This is a genomic window from Dyadobacter sp. CECT 9275 (assembly GCF_907164905.1).
Lineage (GTDB): Bacteria > Bacteroidota > Bacteroidia > Cytophagales > Spirosomataceae > Dyadobacter > Dyadobacter helix.
In genome coordinates, this window is the sequence record NZ_CAJRAF010000002.1 from 2,901,035 (window position 1) to 2,920,326 (window position 19,292).

The 19,292-nt window shown below is 45.7% G+C and carries 16 protein-coding genes; 4 read left to right on the forward strand and 12 right to left on the reverse strand.

Annotation, left to right across the window (positions count from 1 at the left end; all coding sequences use genetic code 11):
- Positions 1-41 precede the first annotated feature (41 nt).
- Genes KOE27_RS19690 through KOE27_RS19705 form a run of 4 tightly spaced genes read left to right on the forward strand, consistent with a single transcriptional unit; the run spans position 42 to position 2,412 of the window.
- Entirely contained in the window at positions 42-455 is a 414-nt protein-coding gene (locus KOE27_RS19690; RefSeq protein ID WP_215240515.1) for a hypothetical protein, read from the forward strand.
- Positions 456-496: 41 nt separating this feature from the next.
- Positions 497-895, forward strand: a complete 399-nt coding sequence (locus KOE27_RS19695; RefSeq protein ID WP_215240516.1) for a nuclear transport factor 2 family protein — start codon at positions 497-499, stop codon at positions 893-895.
- A complete protein-coding gene (locus tag KOE27_RS19700; protein WP_215240517.1) occupies positions 895-1,497 on the forward strand; it encodes a GNAT family N-acetyltransferase in 603 nt (200 codons plus the stop codon). Before KOE27_RS19695 ends, KOE27_RS19700 begins: the two co-directional genes overlap by 1 nt.
- 9 nt (positions 1,498-1,506) lie before the next feature.
- The gene (locus KOE27_RS19705) at positions 1,507-2,412 is read left to right on the forward strand and encodes a carbon-nitrogen hydrolase family protein (RefSeq protein ID WP_215240518.1); all 906 of its coding nucleotides are present in this window, start codon (positions 1,507-1,509) and stop codon (positions 2,410-2,412) included.
- Positions 2,413-2,448: 36 nt separating this feature from the next.
- Here KOE27_RS19705 and KOE27_RS19710 read toward each other — a convergent pair whose 3' ends face one another.
- From KOE27_RS19710 to KOE27_RS19765, 12 genes are all read right to left on the reverse strand, one after another.
- On the reverse strand, positions 2,449-3,096 hold the full coding sequence (locus tag KOE27_RS19710) for a response regulator transcription factor (RefSeq protein WP_215240519.1): 648 nt from the start codon (positions 3,094-3,096) through the stop codon (positions 2,449-2,451).
- A gap of 422 nt (positions 3,097-3,518) precedes the next feature.
- Positions 3,519-5,000: a T9SS type A sorting domain-containing protein gene (locus KOE27_RS19715; RefSeq protein ID WP_215240520.1), complete on the reverse strand. Its 1,482-nt coding sequence runs from the start codon at positions 4,998-5,000 to the stop codon at positions 3,519-3,521.
- A 359-nt stretch (positions 5,001-5,359) separates the two neighbouring features.
- Entirely contained in the window at positions 5,360-6,127 is a 768-nt protein-coding gene (locus KOE27_RS19720; protein ID WP_215240521.1) for a LytR/AlgR family response regulator transcription factor, read from the reverse strand.
- Between the two features lie 2 nt (positions 6,128-6,129).
- Positions 6,130-6,936, reverse strand: coding sequence for a sensor histidine kinase (locus KOE27_RS19725; RefSeq protein ID WP_215240522.1), 807 nt, complete (start codon positions 6,934-6,936; stop codon positions 6,130-6,132).
- Between the two features lie 598 nt (positions 6,937-7,534).
- Positions 7,535-9,271, reverse strand: a complete 1,737-nt coding sequence (locus KOE27_RS19730) for a hypothetical protein (protein ID WP_215240523.1) — start codon at positions 9,269-9,271, stop codon at positions 7,535-7,537.
- A 157-nt stretch (positions 9,272-9,428) separates the two neighbouring features.
- The gene (locus tag KOE27_RS19735) at positions 9,429-10,712 is read right to left on the reverse strand and encodes a hypothetical protein (protein ID WP_215240524.1); all 1,284 of its coding nucleotides are present in this window, start codon (positions 10,710-10,712) and stop codon (positions 9,429-9,431) included.
- 20 nt (positions 10,713-10,732) lie between these two features.
- Complete coding sequence (locus tag KOE27_RS19740) at positions 10,733-11,890, reverse strand: glycan-binding surface protein (RefSeq protein ID WP_215240525.1); 1,158 nt, start codon at positions 11,888-11,890, stop codon at positions 10,733-10,735.
- Positions 11,891-11,923: 33 nt separating this feature from the next.
- On the reverse strand, positions 11,924-13,603 hold the full coding sequence (locus KOE27_RS19745) for a RagB/SusD family nutrient uptake outer membrane protein (RefSeq protein WP_215240526.1): 1,680 nt from the start codon (positions 13,601-13,603) through the stop codon (positions 11,924-11,926).
- 14 nt (positions 13,604-13,617) lie between these two features.
- Entirely contained in the window at positions 13,618-16,272 is a 2,655-nt protein-coding gene (locus KOE27_RS19750) for a SusC/RagA family TonB-linked outer membrane protein (RefSeq protein WP_229252844.1), read from the reverse strand.
- Complete coding sequence (locus tag KOE27_RS29680; RefSeq protein ID WP_229252845.1) at positions 16,232-17,002, reverse strand: STN domain-containing protein; 771 nt, start codon at positions 17,000-17,002, stop codon at positions 16,232-16,234. Before KOE27_RS29680 ends, KOE27_RS19750 begins: the two co-directional genes overlap by 41 nt.
- 246 nt (positions 17,003-17,248) lie before the next feature.
- Positions 17,249-18,496 carry a FecR family protein gene (locus tag KOE27_RS19760; RefSeq protein WP_215240527.1) on the reverse strand — a complete coding sequence of 416 codons (1,248 nt, stop codon included), beginning with the start codon at positions 18,494-18,496 and terminating at the stop codon, positions 17,249-17,251.
- Positions 18,497-18,566: 70 nt separating this feature from the next.
- Entirely contained in the window at positions 18,567-19,166 is a 600-nt protein-coding gene (locus tag KOE27_RS19765; RefSeq protein WP_215240528.1) for an RNA polymerase sigma factor, read from the reverse strand.
- Positions 19,167-19,292: the final 126 nt, after the last annotated feature.

Below are 19,292 nucleotides of genomic sequence, written 5' to 3' on the forward strand. Positions count from 1 at the left end.
CCTGGGCACTGTTATACTTCCGCACATGATACTCTGACGCTATGATTAGTAAAAAAAACAGAAAATACCTCTTTCTTGCATTCCTGATACTGATCGGGTACATCGTCTACGATACCGCCTCGCTGCCGAGCATCAACGATCTTAAAAGTGGTTTCACCGAAGTAGCAGCATATAGAAATAAAAATAATACAGGTCCGATTATCAGGATTTATGCGGTGTCGGTGAAAGAGCATTTTCCGGACGAAATACAAAAATATGGAGACCTGATGCCGCATACGAAGTACGGTGAAACAACTGTATACTTCTTTCAGGCCCAGGGTGAAATTCCTAAAAACCTCACACCCGGGAACGTAAATTTTGACACTAAATACAATGCCAATTGCATTGCAAGGTACCGGAAGGATGCCATGGGGCAGGTTTCAGTTGTAAAAAAACCGTTTCTGAATAAAGGTTAAACCTATATTTGCAAAAAAGTCTTCAAGCAAATTAATCTGAAATGTCTTCGCTAGAAATCGTAAAACAATATTACGCGGCCTTTAATGATCAAAACTGGGATGGCATGCTAGCCCTGCTCCACTCAGACGTACGGCACGAACCTAACCAGGGAGATGCCCGTATAGGGATCGAAAAGTTCAAGGAGTTTCTGCAAACCATGGATACTTCCTATGAGGAAACGTTGACGGATATGGTGTTTTTCGCTGAACCAAGCGATAAAAAAGTAGCAGTTGAATTCACCGTGAACGGTATTTACAAGCAGGGAGAAGAGGGACTTCCCGAGGCAAAAGGCCAAACTTATGTACTTCCTGCGGCCGCGTTTGTGGAGATAACAAATGAAAAGATAAGCCGTGTAACAACCTATTACAACCTTCCGCTCTGGATAAGCCTGGTTTCCTGATGGCTCCCTCTCTTCACTACGTAACGCTCACCGGCGCGGCAATTGAGCAGGTATTTGACGACCTCGCACACCTGAGGATAAGTGTTTTCAGGGATTATCCTTATTTGTATGAAGGGGATGTTTCCTACGAAAAGAACTACCTGAAGACCTATGCGCGGTCCGAGCGCTCGTTGCTCTTTGCGGTTTATGATGGCAACAAAATGGTTGGCGCCACCACTTGTATACCGCTCGCAGATGAAACGGGGGAAATACAAATGCCCTTTCAGAATGCGGGCTTGGACCTGGATTCCATTTTTTATTTCGGAGAAAGTATATTGCTTCCTCACTTCAGGGGAATAGGACTGGGGCATCGTTTTTTTGACGAACGGGAGAAACACGCTGCAAGCTTTCAGACGTACAAATTAACCTGCTTCTGTGCGGTTGACCGAGGCAATGTCCATCCTGCAAAACCAGCAAATTATCGTGCAAACGACACTTTTTGGCTAAAACGCGGGTATCGGAAAGATAACACACTGCAAAGCCAAATGGAATGGCCGGACCTTGGGGAGGATCACCCCACACCCAAAACGATGATTTTCTGGACCAGGCCACTCATTAACTGATTAATTTTCATGACCCTTACCGTTGCCTCCGCCCAATATCCGATTACAGAGCACAGCAATTTCACCTCCTGGCAGCAGCATACCGAAAACTGGGTAAAAAAGGCTGTCGAAGACAACGCTTCCCTGTTGCTGTTTCCGGAATATGGCGCCATGGAACTGGTGAGTCTCTTCCCTGAAGATGTCCGGGAAGACATACGACGCCAGGTGCAGGCACTGGAAAATCTGAGGGAGGATTTTTGCAGAACCTACGAAGCACTGGCTGTAAAGTATAAATGTATCATCATTGCGCCCAGTTTTCCGGTGGCAGATCATGGCGGGTACGTAAACCGGGCATTTGTTTTTTCACCAACTGGCCAGGCCGGTTATCAGGACAAGTTCTTTATGACCAGATTTGAGAACGAAGACTGGGGCATACAGAGCGGTGAAAAGGTACTGACCCTTTTTGATACAGATTGGGGAGCCTTTGGAATTCAGATTTGTTACGATACTGAATTCAGCCTGGGGGCTCAGCTACTCTGCGCCGCGGGAGCAACATTCATACTCGCCCCAAGCTGTACCGAAACCATCCGAGGAGCAACGCGTGTACACATAGGAGCTCGTGCCCGAGCACTGGAAAACCAGGCCTATACCGTCGTTTCGCAAACCGTTGGAAACGCCCCCTGGTCTCCTGCCGTGGATATTAATTATGGTTATGCGGCGTTTTACGCAACACCCGACAAGGATCTGCCGGAAGAAGGTATTTTGGCCAGTATGAGCCCCCAGCAAGAAGGCTGGCTGGTACATACCCTGGACTTTACAAAAATCGAAAATGTGCGGTCAGACGGCCAGGTATTTAACTTTGCTGATACACAGAAAACCACCATTGGTTTTCGGGATCACGAAATAACCATCCGACGATTTTCCCTGCGGGGATGAGTATACCTTGCGTGCTGTTTGTGACTACGGATGGCTTTACTTCTTTTTCCGGACCTCCACCCGTTCGATCGCGTCCCTAAGCTGAAGAACATTGTCAATAGCCAATTTCTGAAAGATCCTGAACTTATAAGTGCTGATAGTCGAGGATTTTTTACCCAGCTTTTGAGCAATCCAGGAAGTTTTCATCCCCTGACACAGATATTTCACAATCTCGTGCTCTTTAGAGGTTAATGACAATACCTCGGTACCTGCCGCGTGCTTTTTGTCCATACCATCATTCCAAAGGGTTTCGCGTAATTCCTTACAAACGTAATACCTTCCTTCGGAAACCTCGTCAATGCACTCCCTCAGCTCAGCCACGCTGTTTTGCTTAGACAAATAGCCCTCGACCCCGGTTTTTAGATAACTGTGTACGTTTTCCGGATCCGGCTCTTCTTCAAACAAAATAATATGACAAGCAGGCTCCCTTTTCTTAATTTTTGCAACAATACTCAATAACGGCAAAGCCTGATCCTTACAGATACTTAGAATGACAAGATCAGGACGGGCTCCCGGATAGGAATGACGAAATGTTACGATATTACCCGCTTCCAGAATTAATGCTTCCGTAAATCGATCCTTAAGTATATACCGTAAACCAATGTGTACGATGGGATGTTTGCCGATTAATACAATCGTGGTCATACATATAAAATTTTGCTCAGCATCGCCTTATTTGGCCTTCATAAAGTGAGGTCACCCAACTCACAACTCATGCCGGGACAACAATAGAAAAGCACATTAAAAAATAAAGCCCCTGCGTGCCCGGTACGAAAACAGTGTTTGCCTGTCGGGATACCGATGGCGGCTCAGGTCGATTTTTATGAATCAAGCAGTGCGTGCCAGTTGTGTTGTACACTGCTTAAAACCCCACTTTGAAAGGGCATCTGCCAGTAAACCGCATTATCCTGCTCCAAAGCGAAAGTCGGCTGTAAGACGTTCCCGCTTAGCAGAGAACTAACAGGAGCGGATGGTTCTGGATACGTACGCACTAAGACACCCTTCCAAGGAAATGGAAGGGTGCTTAAGGTTGCTCAACTTATTTTGTTAACTCTTGCAAGTTACAATTAATGCCCGATTAACACTTTCTGGTTAACTGATGAGCCATCTGTGTGTATAATGCGTACCGTGTAAATGCCTGGAGCTAATCTGCTGACATTCATTGACTCCGAACTTTTAACAGATTCCTTCACCACCTGGCCTCCAAGATTACGTACCTGAACTCTGGCTATATCATTACCGGCGTCGGACTGCACAAATAACTCGTTAGCAACCGGATTAGGATAAACGTAAGCCGAAGCCTGAAGAATTTCCGACTTCACGTTAATGATCCTGCTGAAAGCAAAGGTTCCGTCACGGTCGATCATTTTAAGACGATAGTAATTGCGCCCGCTAAGTGGAGTCCGATCGCTAAACGTATAAGGGATAAGCTCGTTGCTTTCGCCTTGAGACGTTACCTTTCCGATGGACGACCAGCTTTTTCCATCGCGACTTCTTTGTACATCGAAATGGTCACTGTTGGTTTCGCTGGTTGTGCTCCAGTCCAGATGGTTAACATTACCTTCCGCTTTTGCATTGAATGATACCAGGGTTACCGGAAGAGGATTTGAGGCATAGGTGTATACCAGACAAACTCCGGCAGTTGCATTCGTAGTCAGCGTAGTTGTGATATTTCCGCCAGAGGTAGTGCTGGTTGTTTTCCCCTGAGCAGCAGCTTTAAACGTAATTGTCCCAGTTCCTGTATAGTTAGGGTCAAAACTTGGAACGTTTTGTGAATTTGTTTTGCCCGACGAGATATCCCAGTACTCCAGAGTTCCACTGGCAGGAACCGTTATAGTAGTTGCTCCGAAGTCGGTGCTAATAAACTGTTGATAAGTCACAAGTGTTGACAAAGTCCCAGCGGAAAACGGATCCAGAATGTAAACCGTAGCACCAATGTCCAATGTTTCAATAGTGGTTTCCGTGATTGCCCCAATGTCAATTTTAGGATGTGAAACCGCTGATGATGTAAACAGTTTAACAGAAAGTGGCTCCAATCCGGCAGTGGCAACTGCCTTATCTACCACAATCGATTGCTGATCTCCCGCGGCTATCCAGGGCGTTGCCTTGGGGTCGGACACACCGCAATTGGTTATGGTATTACTAACCTTTGTTAACTCAAGACCACTTCCGGGAGCAGTAGTCGTAGCAGTTGCTACAAACGAGGAAGACGGATTTCCTGTGGCTGCGGTAAAACCATCCGTTGGAAATTCATACTCAATTCTGTAGGTTTCTCCAACCTGCCCGGTCAATGAAAATTCACCAATAGAGTTACTGATTGCACTGGAAACCAAAACGTAAGTATTAGGAGTACCTGAAATTTCACGATATAGACGGGCCACTACTGCAGCTACTTTTTGCGTACTTCCGTTCACTGATATAGTACCGGTTATGATAGCGTCGTGGTCTGCATCATGATCCGGGGCCGGCAAAACCGGGTAGGTTTGAGCCATTGCCTGCATGCAGACAAACAGGCATAAGAAAACCGCTAAACAGGAAAATTTCTTCATTTTTTTATTGTTTTAAGTTAATCAATAATGCCGGAATACGCCGTGACAGCTGCTGTTCCGCATTACCAAGTGTATGGATATGAGAAGTTATTTTATCGGAATAATCACAAAATGCATGATCCTGTTTTTATTCACAGTATAAAAGTAAAAATAGAAATTATTCTATATGCGAAAAAACTGAACGAACCCGGCAATATACCCAGTGAGCCCGGCAATGAAAATATTTGTTGCTCTTAATATTTATTACTTTTACAATTTAAAGAGAAATATTTCCAAGTAAATGCTGTTAATTATTTCTACAAATTGGATCGTTAATTACTGTAAAACAGCGATATAATTTAGAGCTGTTTTCTCTTAACTTATTTCTTCTTTAACCACTTTAAAAAACGTGTTGCTTTGTCCTTGCTGACGATAAGAGGCTGCGGGGTCGGAACAGACAGGCTAACCTCAAGTTTCCGGGCTTCGATCTGCTGAATATTTACTACCGCCTTTCTTGAAATAATGAATTGTCGGTTGGCTCTAAAAAAATCACCTGGGTTTAATTCCGCCTCCAGATAATCCAATATTTTCCTGATTTCAAACTTTTGAGTTGCCGTGTAGAGATATACCAGATTATTGTCTGTATGAATGAACTGAATATCCTCGGTGGCCACTGGTATAATCTGGTTCCTGACATACACCAGCACTGAACTTTTGTAGCTTTTCTCTTCAAAATCACCCAGCATATTGTTAAACCGGGCGCTATAATCCGCCGATTCGTGATTAAAGAAATATTTAAACTGGCGGAGTTTTTCAAAGCTCTTCTGAAGTTTGCTCTTTTCAATAGGTTTCAGCAGATAGTCAATTCCATTTGTTTCAAAAGCACGTAATGCATATTCATCATGGGCTGTACAAAATATTACCGGCGCCTGTACGGCTAAATTCCGGAAAATATCAAAACTTACGCCGTCTGCCAGCTGAATATCAGACAAAATGAGTTCCGGCATTTCATTGTTTCCGAACCAGTCCATCGCCTCTTCAACTGACTGAAGTATCTGGCACACTTTTACATCTTCGTGCAGATTCTCCGCCAGCGATTTCAATTCTCTGGCCGCTTTCATTTCGTCTTCAATAATGAGTACGTTCATAATCAAATCATTGGAATTTTTACTACGAAATATTCTTCATCATCCAGAACGACAATTGATTGCCGGGCGATCAGCCTGTATCTTCTTTCCAGGTTTTTCAGCCCCACCCCTTGGCTGTATCCAATAGGGTTGCGCCCCATTTTAAGTCGGCGATTATTGGATACTACCAGGTAATTTTCTTCCTGATATATATGAATGTATAGTGGATAGGTGAACGAAATAACGTTATGCTTAATGGCGTTTTCAACTAAAATCTGTAAAGCCATAGGTGGTATATTCCTGGTTTTCAAATCGTTCGGAATTGTTATAACTACGCTTAACCCGCTTTCAAATCTCTCTTTCAGAATATGTGTGTATGCCTCAATAAATTCAATTTCGTGCCCGATAGGCGCCAACTGGAGTTCGCTGTCATAATTGAGCAGGTACCGGTACACCTGGGCCAGCTGCACGACATAATCCTTCACCCATGTTTCCTGCGCTCCTGATTTTAAAATGTTAAGGGCATTAAAGAGAAAATGAGGATTTACCTGTTCCCGCAATGAAATGAGCTGAAAAAGCTGGTCCTTTTCATTCAATCGCGACACTTCCCTTTTGACCTCCCGGAGTTGCATGCCCTTTTCAAAGCATATCCAGCTTATCAGCGCTGTCAGGAAAATACCAAATCCTGAAACGGCCGTCATGTCTATATCTTTCCCGTCCATAAACAGTAACAATCCCCAAAGCAGCAGCATCAGGGTAAGCCCAAGAGAAAGCAGTATGCCGTACAGGAACTGGTGCCTTTTTGTAAAAGCATAAATTCTCGCTATCACAACATTAATTTTACCAGAGGTCATGAAAATAAAATTTCCCCCGAAAAGTATTTCGGGAAATACTACATTTAAGAATAGTAACGGACCATTCCAGATTATTCTGCAATTAATTTTCAGGTCATTACTTTGCCGGATCTGGTAGGATCCCAAAAAATAAGTAAAGCTGAAAAATGCCCTGAGTGTAGTCTTTCATAACAGTTGATTCTGCAAAATTGCTTCTTTTGCCTGCATCAAAAAATAGGAATTCAATGATTTGACAATAGTAAAACAACCACGGATATATAGTAAAAAAACTATATATCCGTGGTTAAAATTAACTAATACTAAAAGAATGTTACGCTATACTTATTTATTTGCAATCGTGAAAACCAAATAAATCACTGCCGCTACAAGATTGACTCATCGGCTTTTTTACCCCGCTTTCCTTGAAAATGGCAGAAAGCTATGTACTCACTTAAAATTACATGTATATTTTAATCAATAAATCATTAAATAATTAGTTCCGACAAAAAAAGAACCTATGTCTATATACGTATCAACTAATTCTACAAAGACTAGAAAAGTAACCATCTTTGACTAATCAAAGATCGAGACCTGTCTACTCTCTCTCGATTGTCAGCGTTACCATCCCCCTTGCCGGAACCGACACCCGTACCCCATGGGCAGCTCGGGCTGATCTGGCCTTCATGACGGAATAATTGGAAGGCCCCCCCGCAACACCCGCCGGGCCTTCCCCATTCACCAGAACTTTCCTGGAAAACTCTCCGTTATCGGTACTTCCTTCCAGGCTATACCAGTAGAAACGGCCCCTACTTCCGAAATTCCTGAGCTTTATTTCAACAGCCTGAGGCCCGGCAGAAGTATTGATCAGGGTCACATTGGCTTCTCCCGATGAATAGGTTGAGGCATAGGCTTTGATACTCGTTCCCGTATTTACCGACGCCGAAACCAGTCTGTCGCCAATATATTTTTGGAAAAAGTACATATAATAAAAAGAGGGGCGCGGTGTCCATTTGGATACGCCGGGCTCGTTACCGTCACTGAACAACCCATGATCATCTCCGTCTGCCCAGTAATTCAGTAAATCCCATCGGGCTGCAAGGCCGTATTTATTCATCAGAGATTCTGCCTGCACCAGCACGGCAAACATCCCGCTGACATTGGAAACCTGCTGCTTTGAGCCTTTGGCCCACATATTCCACTCCGACATTGCCACCGGCTTAGCTACAGCTCCGTAAGCCGAGATTTCCCTGGTAACAAAGCTCATCATTTTCGCTGGCTCCGTGAGGGCGGCGTTCAGCACTACGGCGGCTGTGGAGTTTTGATCATAAGGCGTGAAATAATGATGAACAATGTAAAAGTCAGCTCGGTTATTTAGCTCGGGCAGCATGGTTGCATTCCAGGTTTTGGTCGTATTCACCTGCCAGGCTTCCGCTACCGACTCATGCATAACGGCCCCGATATAAATCTTTGCTCCTGTTTCGGCCGCCGCCTTATGCATCGAATCGGCAAAGACCTTGAAGTGCTGTGCATAAAGTTTCCCCGTAAGAAACTCCGGCTGCCCATCCTTATTTTTGGAAACATCGATCCGATACCCCCATTCCCAATCCGCATAACTTTCATTTCCGATTTCCCAATACTGCGTACGGCCCTTGTCGTACCGAACCCAATCTGCAGCCAGATGGGCCGCAGCTGCCACTGGATTTCCACCTGTACCATAACGCGCATAGCCGTAGTTGACCGTAAACATACCTTTGTTATTGCTTTGGCGAAGCATATCATAGTAGTTATCAAGAGATGCCCTCCAGTTGTCATTGGTACGACCATATCCATAACCAGGATCTTTTTTGACACCGTCTTTGTCTGTTAACATTGCTGGCACATCCTCCGGCAAGGCTCCTGGCCGGGCATTCCAGAAATAAGCGTCACTGCCGCTTCCAGCAGGAAAACGAATGATATTAGGCTTCAGGTGGGTGATATGATTCATGAACAATGGCTCAGTGACCATTGGCGTCATCCAGATGTTGGCATTGTGCCCAAAGGTTGTGCCGGGTATCTTAGTGATCACTTCTGCCGCATCCACAGTTACCATTACAGATGCGGACGCCGGTATGGAAGTTTCCGTAAAAGCCGGTGCCGTGAAAGTTTTGGCCGCCCAGTTATCCAGAAAAATTCCCATTGTCTTTGCAATTTCGGGATCCACAGCTGGTTTTATGGTTTCTTTTTCCGGTTCCGGCGCGACGTTACCTACCTGATCACCTTTGCAGGATACCCCGAAAAACAGGATCAGTAACACCAGTGAACCAACCGGCGAGTATCTTTTTTTGACCAACATGTATCTTAGTTTTAAAAGGTATTGATGATACCGAAGCGATTGAAACCCAGTCTGCCGCATTTCCGGCCAGCCCTAAACTAATTTATTTGACAATTCAGGACCAACGTTAACCCGGGGGTACTCATTGGTCCTGCATGCGGCCATGGGATCTGACAGATTATCTCAGACCCACATGATCAATGTACAGTGTACCCGGCCAGCCGGTTTCCTGAAACATCAGATCGGTAAGTGTCACCGGACTTCCGAAGGCGGTCAGGGGAACTTTGTACTCCGTCCACTCCCCTTCTTTGATCGTGACTACGTAAGCTTTTCCACCATTTGCCATCACATTAACCGTTTTGCCCTCAGTACCTGCTGCGCCATATATTGAAAATGTCACCTCAGTATAAGGAGCTGTGGCAAGGCTTACATTGGCAAATTTCAGAGCGCCCCATGATCCGGTATAGGTGATCTTGGCAGAGGCCTCTCCGTCTCGTATATTTTCCGAATTACCAAAATCAACAGTACTTCCCCAGCCCCAGTTCTGCCATCCGTTCTGAAGGGCATCTTCATACATGGCATATTTTAAAGGAGCCAGGTCTGGCAGGTCACCAACGAATTTCAACGATTCCTCCGATTCGATCATGATCCCTGAAAATGCTACCAGAGTTACCTTTCCCTTATTTGCCACTTTGGGAACAACCACCACCAGTTCGGATGCTGTTTTACTGACAAATTGAGTAACCGGCTGAGCCAATCCTTTGAAGGATATCCCTTTAACCAAATCCAGATTGGTACCCCTTATGGTAAGGTTTTTTTCGCGCTCTGCCGGATTGGGGGATAGGGACGACAGTGCCGGTAAAGCCACCACAAGTTTTGTCTCCGTCTCAATTGTCAGCGGTTCCGTGCCACCCGTTGAAATAACAAGCGGACCCGTTTCCGCCCCAAACGGAACCGTAACTACCAATTGGCTCACGCTCTGGCTCACAAACTCTGTTACAGCAGTATCCTTTGCAAAACGTATTTCCTTAATCCAGTTCAGGTATTCACCTGTGATCGTGATGTTTTCTCCTGGCCTGGCCGCTGCCGTGAAACCGGAGATTTTCACCGGTACTTCAAAACTGAGGACGGTTTTGGAAGTTACATCCCCCTCGGGCGTCTTTAATGTTACCGGGCCTTCATCCGTTTCCTGTGGTACGGTAATCACGATCAGCTCCGAAGTATGCGTCACAAAGGCAGAACTGGGGACAGAGGCCCCTTTCAGTTCTATGGAAGTTACTTTGTTCAGGTTGTTGCCTATAAAGCTGATCTTCTCTCCGGGTTTCACGCCCGAAGGTCCGAAACTCAGCAATTTCACTTCCGAGGAACCTGCTACCTCATCTTCCTTACAAGCTGCCACTATCCCGATGAACATGACGAGATAGAGCGCGGTATAAATCCGCGAAATAAATATTTTTCTCATATCATTATCTGCTTTAAAACCTACTTCTTAATGACCTTGGGTACCACTCTGAAATTATCAAAAGATATATCCGCATCCAGTTCCCCTCCGCCGTGGAAGAGCAGACGGGTATAATATCCGTTTGGATTGACCGCCATTTTCATTCCTGCTTTTTCATAACTGGAAGCTATTTCTTCAAACGGGATCACAACGGTTCTCCACTGCCCCTGGGTATCGTAAGGAGGCATCCAGGTATACTGGTCATTGTTGAAGTCATTCAGCCCTACGGTAATTTTCAGGACATTGGCTGTATAAGGTTTCACGGTATTCACCTCGAATTTCAGATTGTAATCTGCTGGTTTGAGAATTGCTTCATCTGGAATATTTTTACTGATGGCACCCATGGCATCCGGAGGCCCACCGGCAACTTCCTTCCATGCCCATCCGCCGATCACTTCTTTCACACGAATGTAATTGCCGTTGATCGCCGGCGGATCACCTTCCTTAGGTGCAGTTACCACGTACGACTGGTTCCACCAGCCCGTAAAAGGATCACTGCTGAGGTATATGTTGCGGTTATCTCTGAACCAGAAATCTGATTTCGTTTCTCCAAAATTGGTAGTTACCGTTACTTGCCCGGGCAGTGCGCCTTCGGGAATACGTACCTGAAGTATCTTATCTTCAACGGAAACAAGCTCTCCTTTCACCCCTCCGGTAAATGTTACTGTAAGCGGTTCGTAAAAATAATCTCCCCGGATCGTAGCAACCTCACCGGTGAGAACATATTCACAAGCCATGCTGGCCACCACAGGCTCGCTGATCTGTACCTTGAAGTCATGCTCAAGCGTTTTTCCGTTTGCGAACACGATCTTCATTTTATTGGTAATATCCGCCGGAATTTTGCTGGGCACACTCACCAGAATACTTTTATTACTGATGTATGTGGGCGTAAGTGTTGCGCGCTGGTCATTGAACCATATCTGCGAAGCGCCTTCCAAATTTTCACCTACAATGGCAAGCAACGTCCCCTGCAACGCCGCCGTGAGCAACGAGTCCGAAGATTCGGGTTTCGTTACGCGGATATACGAAATCTTTGGTTCGCCATTATTCGGAAGATCGTCCTCTGTGCAGGAAATACTGATGGATAACATTGCAGCCAAAAGCGCAAGCAAGAGCAATGGTTTATATATTATTTTCATGTGGTCAGTCGTCTTTAAATATGAGCGTTGGATTTACTTCTTGAAATAATCAACTGCCGGTTTTTGCAGATTGGGAGCCTGGCTCAATTCTGCCGAAGGGATCGGCAGCAGGAAATTCCCGCTGTTGGCGGTAATCACCCGCTCGGTAGTAGCCCACGATGTCTTCGTAAAAGTCCATGAAGTGGGGTTTGGAAACTGATCCGGAGCCGTGAAAAATAAACCCCGATCCTGTTCATTCAGAATTGAATAAGCCCTCTGCGCATCGTAATAGTGCAGACTAACCAGGTCGTACCATGCCATGCCTTCCATGGCAAATTCGCAGATGCGCTCTTTGAAAATAACATCAAAAGTAAGCGGCTCATTAAATTCTGGCAGTCCGGCCCGGGTGTGTACCTTATTGAAATAGGCAAGTGCAGTGGCGTCCGACGTTGATTCATTATTCCCCAAAACAGCCTCAGCATAAATAAGGTACATCTCGGCGAGGCGCATCATGTAAGTATCATGCCCATAGTTTTGCTGGGCCGATTGCCCGCCAACATCTTTGGCTTTTCCTGTGATGTATTTTTTGATGGATAAAAAGTTGTTGTCCGTTCCGGTGAAAGGAAATACTAGCTTTTGATCCGCGCCATTTAAGGTCTGTGTTATTTCCGGATAGGAAGCTCCGGGCAGCATGAAAGTTGCTTTCAAACGCTGATCCAGCGTGCGGCCCTGCATCCCTGTGGCCGTGGCGGTGATGCCGTCATACTGGCTGATCATCCACCAGGTTGCACTTTTGTCTCCTCCCCAGCCATCGCCATTGGCAATGTCTGGACTGTAGGCCAGGTATGCAGGTGTAGAATTCTGCGTTCCCCAGGCACCCGGAGAATATACCCACTGCAAGGAAAACAATGATTCCCAATTATTGTCATAAGGAAAAAGGAAAAGGCTTGCATAATTTTTCAGCAGCGCAGCTCCACTGTTTTTGATCACACGATCGGAATAGTATCTGGCACTATCCAGAAACGTCTGGTTTCTGGGCCCGGCGCCACCGGATTCCACCCCTGCTCTTGTCAGATAAAAGCGCGCAAGCATTCCTTCCGCCGACCATTTGGTAACCCGGCCAGGCCTAACCGGCGTTTCGGGAAGATCGTTGGCGACCTGTCGCATTTCACTGGTAATAAACTTCCATACACTTTCCGGTGTGTTGCGTTGCACGGTAGTATCGGAGAGAATCGTGAGGTTGTTTTCGATAACCGGAACCGCTCCCCAGTTCATCACCAGAAACCGATAGGCCAAGGCACGCATGAAACGCGCCTCAGCAATGGCCAACTTTTTAATATGGGGTGAAACCTCTGCTCCGGCATACTGGTTGATATTATTAATAGCCAGATTGGATTGCCCTACGATTATAAAAAACGAGCGCCAGGCCGAACCATTCTCGGGGGTATTGCCGGTGGTATTAAAAAGTACGTTACCTCTGTCGTTCCAGGCCGAAAAAGCAGTGCCCGCCCGAAAATCTCCCAGGTTGTAAGATGCTTTATCGTTATAATCAAACCATACCTTGCTGTACAATAATCCGGTTGCGGCCAGTACCTGGTCGTCGGTCTGGTAAAAACTGGCATCAACGATGGAATCCTTAGGCGGCCTTTCCAGGAAATCTTCCGAACATCCGGAGAGTAAAATGACAGGGCACAAAAGTGAAATCCAATAGTATATATTTTTCAGATCTTTCATAATGAGATGATTTTTTAGAAGTCAAGACCAAGGCTAAAAGTATACACCGGTGTGAGCGGATAACGTCCATAATCCAGCCCGATGGCCTGGTTGGACGGACTTGAGTCACGGGAAACGTAAGCCCCCACTTCGGGATCAAAGCCCGAATATTTGGTAAAAGTCAATACGTTCTGCGCACCGAATGATACCCTGGCCCCTCTCACGATTTTTTGTCGGGATATAATTGAAGCAGGGACGTTGTAGGTAAGCGATATATTTTTCAAACGAATGAAAGAGCCATCCTCTACCCACTTGTCGGTATGCCGGTTGAAATTACCGTTAGGTCCGTTGGATATCCTTGAAACGTCCGTTCCGGGGTTAGCCAGCACTACCTCCCCGTTTTCGTTGGTGACAGGCTTGGCATAGTCCATGGCGTGTACCAGCAGATTTCGGCTCAAATTAATGTTACCTGCATTGGTATTAAGCTTGCCCAGATAGTTGTATATATCATTCCCATAAGTACTGGTGAAGAGTATGCTCAGATCAAACCCCTTGTAAGAGAATGTATTTGTAAACCCGGCAAAGGCTTTTGGCCAGGGATTACCGATCACCGTCTGATCGTTTTCATTGATGACACCGTCACCGTTGATATCCTTGAATTTTACATCACCTACCCAGATGTTATTTACATCTATCGGGAGTTCCACGCCATTGTTGTCTACCGGCAATGCACTGTTTTCTATTTCTGCTACATTCTGAAACAGGCCCTCTTCTATATACCCCCTGAATAGCCAGGGTGCCTTGCCCACTTCGGAACGCTGGGTCCAATCCTGCATCCACCAGGAGGTTCTGTCCACAAAAGCACTTTCCGAATAAAAGGATTTGATCTTGGTTTTAAAGCTGGAAACGTTAAAACTCGATTCCCATTTGAAACCGCCTCTGTTGATATTGGTGGTGTTAATGGTAAAACCAAAACCTTTATTCTGGAGCGCACCGATATTCACCGTTGGAGCACCCACAGAGCCGATCCCGTTGGTACCCATATACCAGGGCAATGGCTTTTCCATCAGCAGATTATCCGTATTTTTTACATAATAATCAAATTCAAACTGGATCCTGTTCTGAAACAGCCCTACGTTGATCCCGATATTATTCGTCTTGGTTTCTTCCCACTTAAGGCCCTGGTTGCTATATTTAGTTGGCAGAAATCCTGTGGTTGTGGGGGTGGCGCCGGTACCCATGGGTGAATAAATTCCGCCGCTTCCTCCCTGGTTACCCGTAACCCCGGTTTCAAATCGGAGCTTTAACTCGCTGACGGAAGGTATATTAAAAAAAGGTTCCTGCGATACCCGCCATGCAGCAGAGACAGAAGGGAAAAAGCCCCATTTGTTGTCCTTGCCAAAGTTGGCCGATCCATCCCTGCGAACAGTACCCATGATGATGTACCTGTCGGCATAATTGTAATTTAATCTTCCCAGGTATGACTCCATCGCCCAGTCGCCGGAACCACCCGAGTTACTTGCCGTGAGCACATCTCCCGCTGCAAGGTCAAGGATATCGTTGGTCAGGAAGCCCGTGCGCGAACCACCCAGGTTTTTCCAGGAAGATTCCTGCGATTCATGGCTAACCATCACATTGATATTATGGCGGCCAATTTGCTTATTATATTCAAGCAACTGATTCCAGTTCCAGTAGGTATTTTCGCCCGAACCGTTGTTTAAGGAAGCCGTTACATTTCTTGCCCAGCCGATGGCATAAGTAGGGATATAATAGGTTGAATTGGAAAACCCCAGATTGGTATTGAACGACGACCGTAAATTAAGCCCCTTCATGATCTCAATGCCAACATTTAAACCGCCCAGAAACTGCCTCCTGACAAGCTTGTTGGTGGTGAGGTTGGCAATTGCAACCGGGTTCACAGGTGCAAACTGATTGGCCCCGTTACTTTCATCTCCGCCGCCCCAGGTACCGTCCAGGTTCTTCACCGGGACTTGTGGTGTCAGCTGAAGGGCATTGGCTATCACATTTTCCTGGCTGGTGGTAAGGTTATCGTTGGTTTGGTTGAAGCTTAGATTGGCTCCGATGGTGGCCCATTTTCTGGGCTTGTTTTCCAGATTCAGCCGGAAACCGTACCGGTTAAATCCTGAGCCTAATGCCACCCCTTCCTGTTTCAGATATTCACCTGACAGGTAATAGGTTGTTTTATCATTTCCCCCGCTCAGGCTCAACTGATGTTTGTTCATCGGTGCACTTTTGAATAGTTCCTTTTGCCAGTCCGTACCGTCACCCAGCAACGACGGATCCAGGAATTCCTGAGGCGTTCTACCGCCTGCAATGGCGTGGTATTCACCCACCATCTGTGCATACTGGCGCAGGTTCATTACTTCCAGCTGCTCTGGCGCCGTTTGCAAACTGAACTGATATCCGTACGAAATTTTGGTTTCTCCCGCTTTACCTCTTTTTGTGGTAATTAAAAGTACCCCGTTTGTAGCACGGGAACCATAAATAGCGGTGGCAGAGGGCCCCTGGAGTACTTCGATGGATTCGATGTCCGCGGGGTTTAAACCAGCCAGCGGATTGGATGAGCTCTGAGACCCAAAGGAAACAGCCTGCCCCTGTATCTGCACCCCGTCTATCACATATAAGGGTTCATTGCTTCCGCTGATGGAGTTTACACCCCGAATATTCACAGATTTTGTTGCCCACGGGCACCTCTCTGGAAACATACCCCACAAATGAAAATATCAGAACTGCATTACTGCCCGGAACGGGAAGAGAAAATTTCCCATCCGTATGGGTAGTGGTTCCCTGAGACGTCCCCTTGATCACGATACTTACACCAGGAAGCGAATCACCTCTCTCGTCTGTAACTTTTCCGGAGACGTCCAGAACGGCTATAACCGGTATGGTAACCCGGTTAACCAGTTGATCGTTCCGTACAATTTCGTTGGTTGTAATCAGGGGAGAGGTGATGCTTTCCTGCGGGCTGAGCATCTCCAGGCTTCCTGAACTGATCTTCTTCTTTTTAACAACAATGGTTTTATCAATGATGGAATAACTCAGAGGCTGGTTTTCAAAAACCTGATCGAGTACGGTCTTTAGTTCTTCCCCGTTGACCCGGATATTGACCGGACGGGTATTTTTGAGAAGCCGGTTGTTATACAGAAAGTTGTATCCGGTCTGTTTACGAATTTCGTTGAAAACTTTTTCCAGTCCGCTATTGCTCTCATTCAGTCTAACGGTTTGTGAATATACGCCAGCACTGACTTGCATAAAGGCTACCAGAAAAAGGAGCACGGTCAGCTTCATAATTCTTGCTATTTTGAGTTGGGAGTCTTCGGGAAGCTCTCTGTCCATAGCGTAAATGCGACCAGGTTTCAGACGGGCACACCCGCATTGATAAAGTAAATCATATTTCATACTTTTACATGGTTTGGATTAATAGTACATGGTTTGGGTTTCGCAAAAAATACGGGCCTTGCTGTAATCTGAAATGCTTACTAAACTGGTTCCTGCCAGGGAATCGGCTTAGCGTTATTTCCGCTTCGGATTTGCACTCCGCAGCGGATTTTTTTTGATTACGTAAAGGCCATCAGGTCAATCTTTCTTCATATCGGATCATTAAATGGTGAGCAATTATTTAGGTTCCTTCCTTGTGTGCCGGGTTCAATCATGAGCACTCACTTCTACCCTGTTAGCCTGGATATTGAATTTTACGCCGCCGCCTTCTTCCAAAATATTCAGTACATTTGAAATACTGACTTTCTTGGAGATATATCCAGTAAACTGATCTTCGGGAAGTGCTCCCTTGTAAATAACCTCCAGGTCATACCATCGGGAAAGCTGCCGCATTACTTCCCGGATGTCAGTATCCTTAAATTTAAAGTATCCTTGTTTCCAGGCAATGGCACCTTCGGTATCGGCCTTTTTAACGGCAATAGGTGTTGCTTTTCCGGAAAATGGTTTCAGTATAGACTGCTCGCCAGGCCTTAGCCTTACGGTTTCGCTCCATTTCATATTACCCGTTCCAATCGCAGATACCTTTACACTGCCTTCCAGCAGCGTGGTTTTTACAGCCATTTCGTCCTGATAGGAATTAACGTTGAAATGCGTCCCCACCACTTCAATCAACTGGTTGTTACACGTAACGACAAAAGGAATTTTCTTACCATCAACCTGATAACCTGCTACTTCAAAATAGGCTTCTCCTGTAATTTCGACCTTTCGTGCCGGTCCTTTAAAAACAGCGGGAAACCGGATCGAGGACATGGAATTGAGCCAGACTTTGGTACCATCCGAGAGGTGGACCTGGTATTGCCCCGCCTTGGGCGTCCGTACCAGATTCATACTTTCTGGCTCAACGCCCGCCGTCCTGGCCGGTTGCCCAATATACACCAGTTGCCCATCCGTTACCTTATTGATTCTTATACCCGACTGGCTGGCAATTTCCCCTTGCCCGGCATCATTGAGATTGATCGTCGAGCCGTCTGACAGGGTAAGTACCGCTTTGTTCCCTCCCGGAGCCACATCGTGCGATGGCAACTGACTAATTACTTCCGGCTCATTAAGGTTGGCAAAGAAAAGGTAATAAGTAGCCGTACCTATCAGAATAAGCACGGCAGCCGCGGCAAATCTTCGGAGATACCCCCATAAACTGCGAGGCTTTAAAATATCTTCATTTGTATTCCCTTCGCGAACATCCAGGCTCGACTCTATCTTTTGAATCAGCTCCTCGTGCCCAATGGTACCTATAACGGGATTATCACTGGAAATGGCAGCATATTCCAGCATTACTTTCTCAATTTCAGCATCAGGGAGCGAGTGGAGCCATTTCAGGAACTGATCATGTTCCTGCTCGGTATGTTCGTTACGGACATACTTTTTAAAAAAGGCGATGTAGTGTTTTTCTTCCATACAATGTGAAGACGGATTGCCTGTTCAAAAGAACCCCTTCACATTGAAATTATTTTATTTTTTTTTGAACTTAATACATATACCGGGCTAAGTATATGAAAATAACCATATCTGCCATCATTTCACCATGTTTCCGCAGGTACTCTTTTACAAATCCTGTGGCAGCATACAACTGTTTTTTCACAACGGATTTGGAGATAGCCAGTTTTTCGGCAATTTCATCCAGAGATAGGTCATTGGCGGTTCTTAGCTCAAAAATCTGTCTTCTTTTCTCCGGAAGCAGGTTAATCGCATCCTGAGCCAACTGATAGTACTGCCCGTAGATCAGGTTCCCGTCTGTTTGCTCCTCGCTTTCCTCTGAAAACGGGCCTGCCAGAGAATGAAACCTCGTTAACGCCTGCTCTCTTCTCAAATGATCCATTAACAGGTTTTTTGCCGACTTATAAATATAGGGTTGAAAAGCGTGTACGGTTAAAAGGTTTTCCTTTTTTTCCCAGATTTTCACAAAAACATCCTGAACAATTTCCTCACTCAGCTCTTTGGATCTGGTAAAGAGGAAAACGTATCTCATAAGATCCGAAAGATAAATCTTGTACAGCGTACTATATGCCGTCCTGTCCCCGCCTGCACAACGATCTAAAATCTCCCGCTCTTCGTTCAGTTCCGTCATGGATATATGTTTTGCCAAATTATATAAGTCTTCCCGTAATAGCTCAGTACTAACTGCCAAATTCATGGCAGAATCAATAGCATGTTTATATTAATTCTACAATTAGTTCTATACAAATTAATTAAT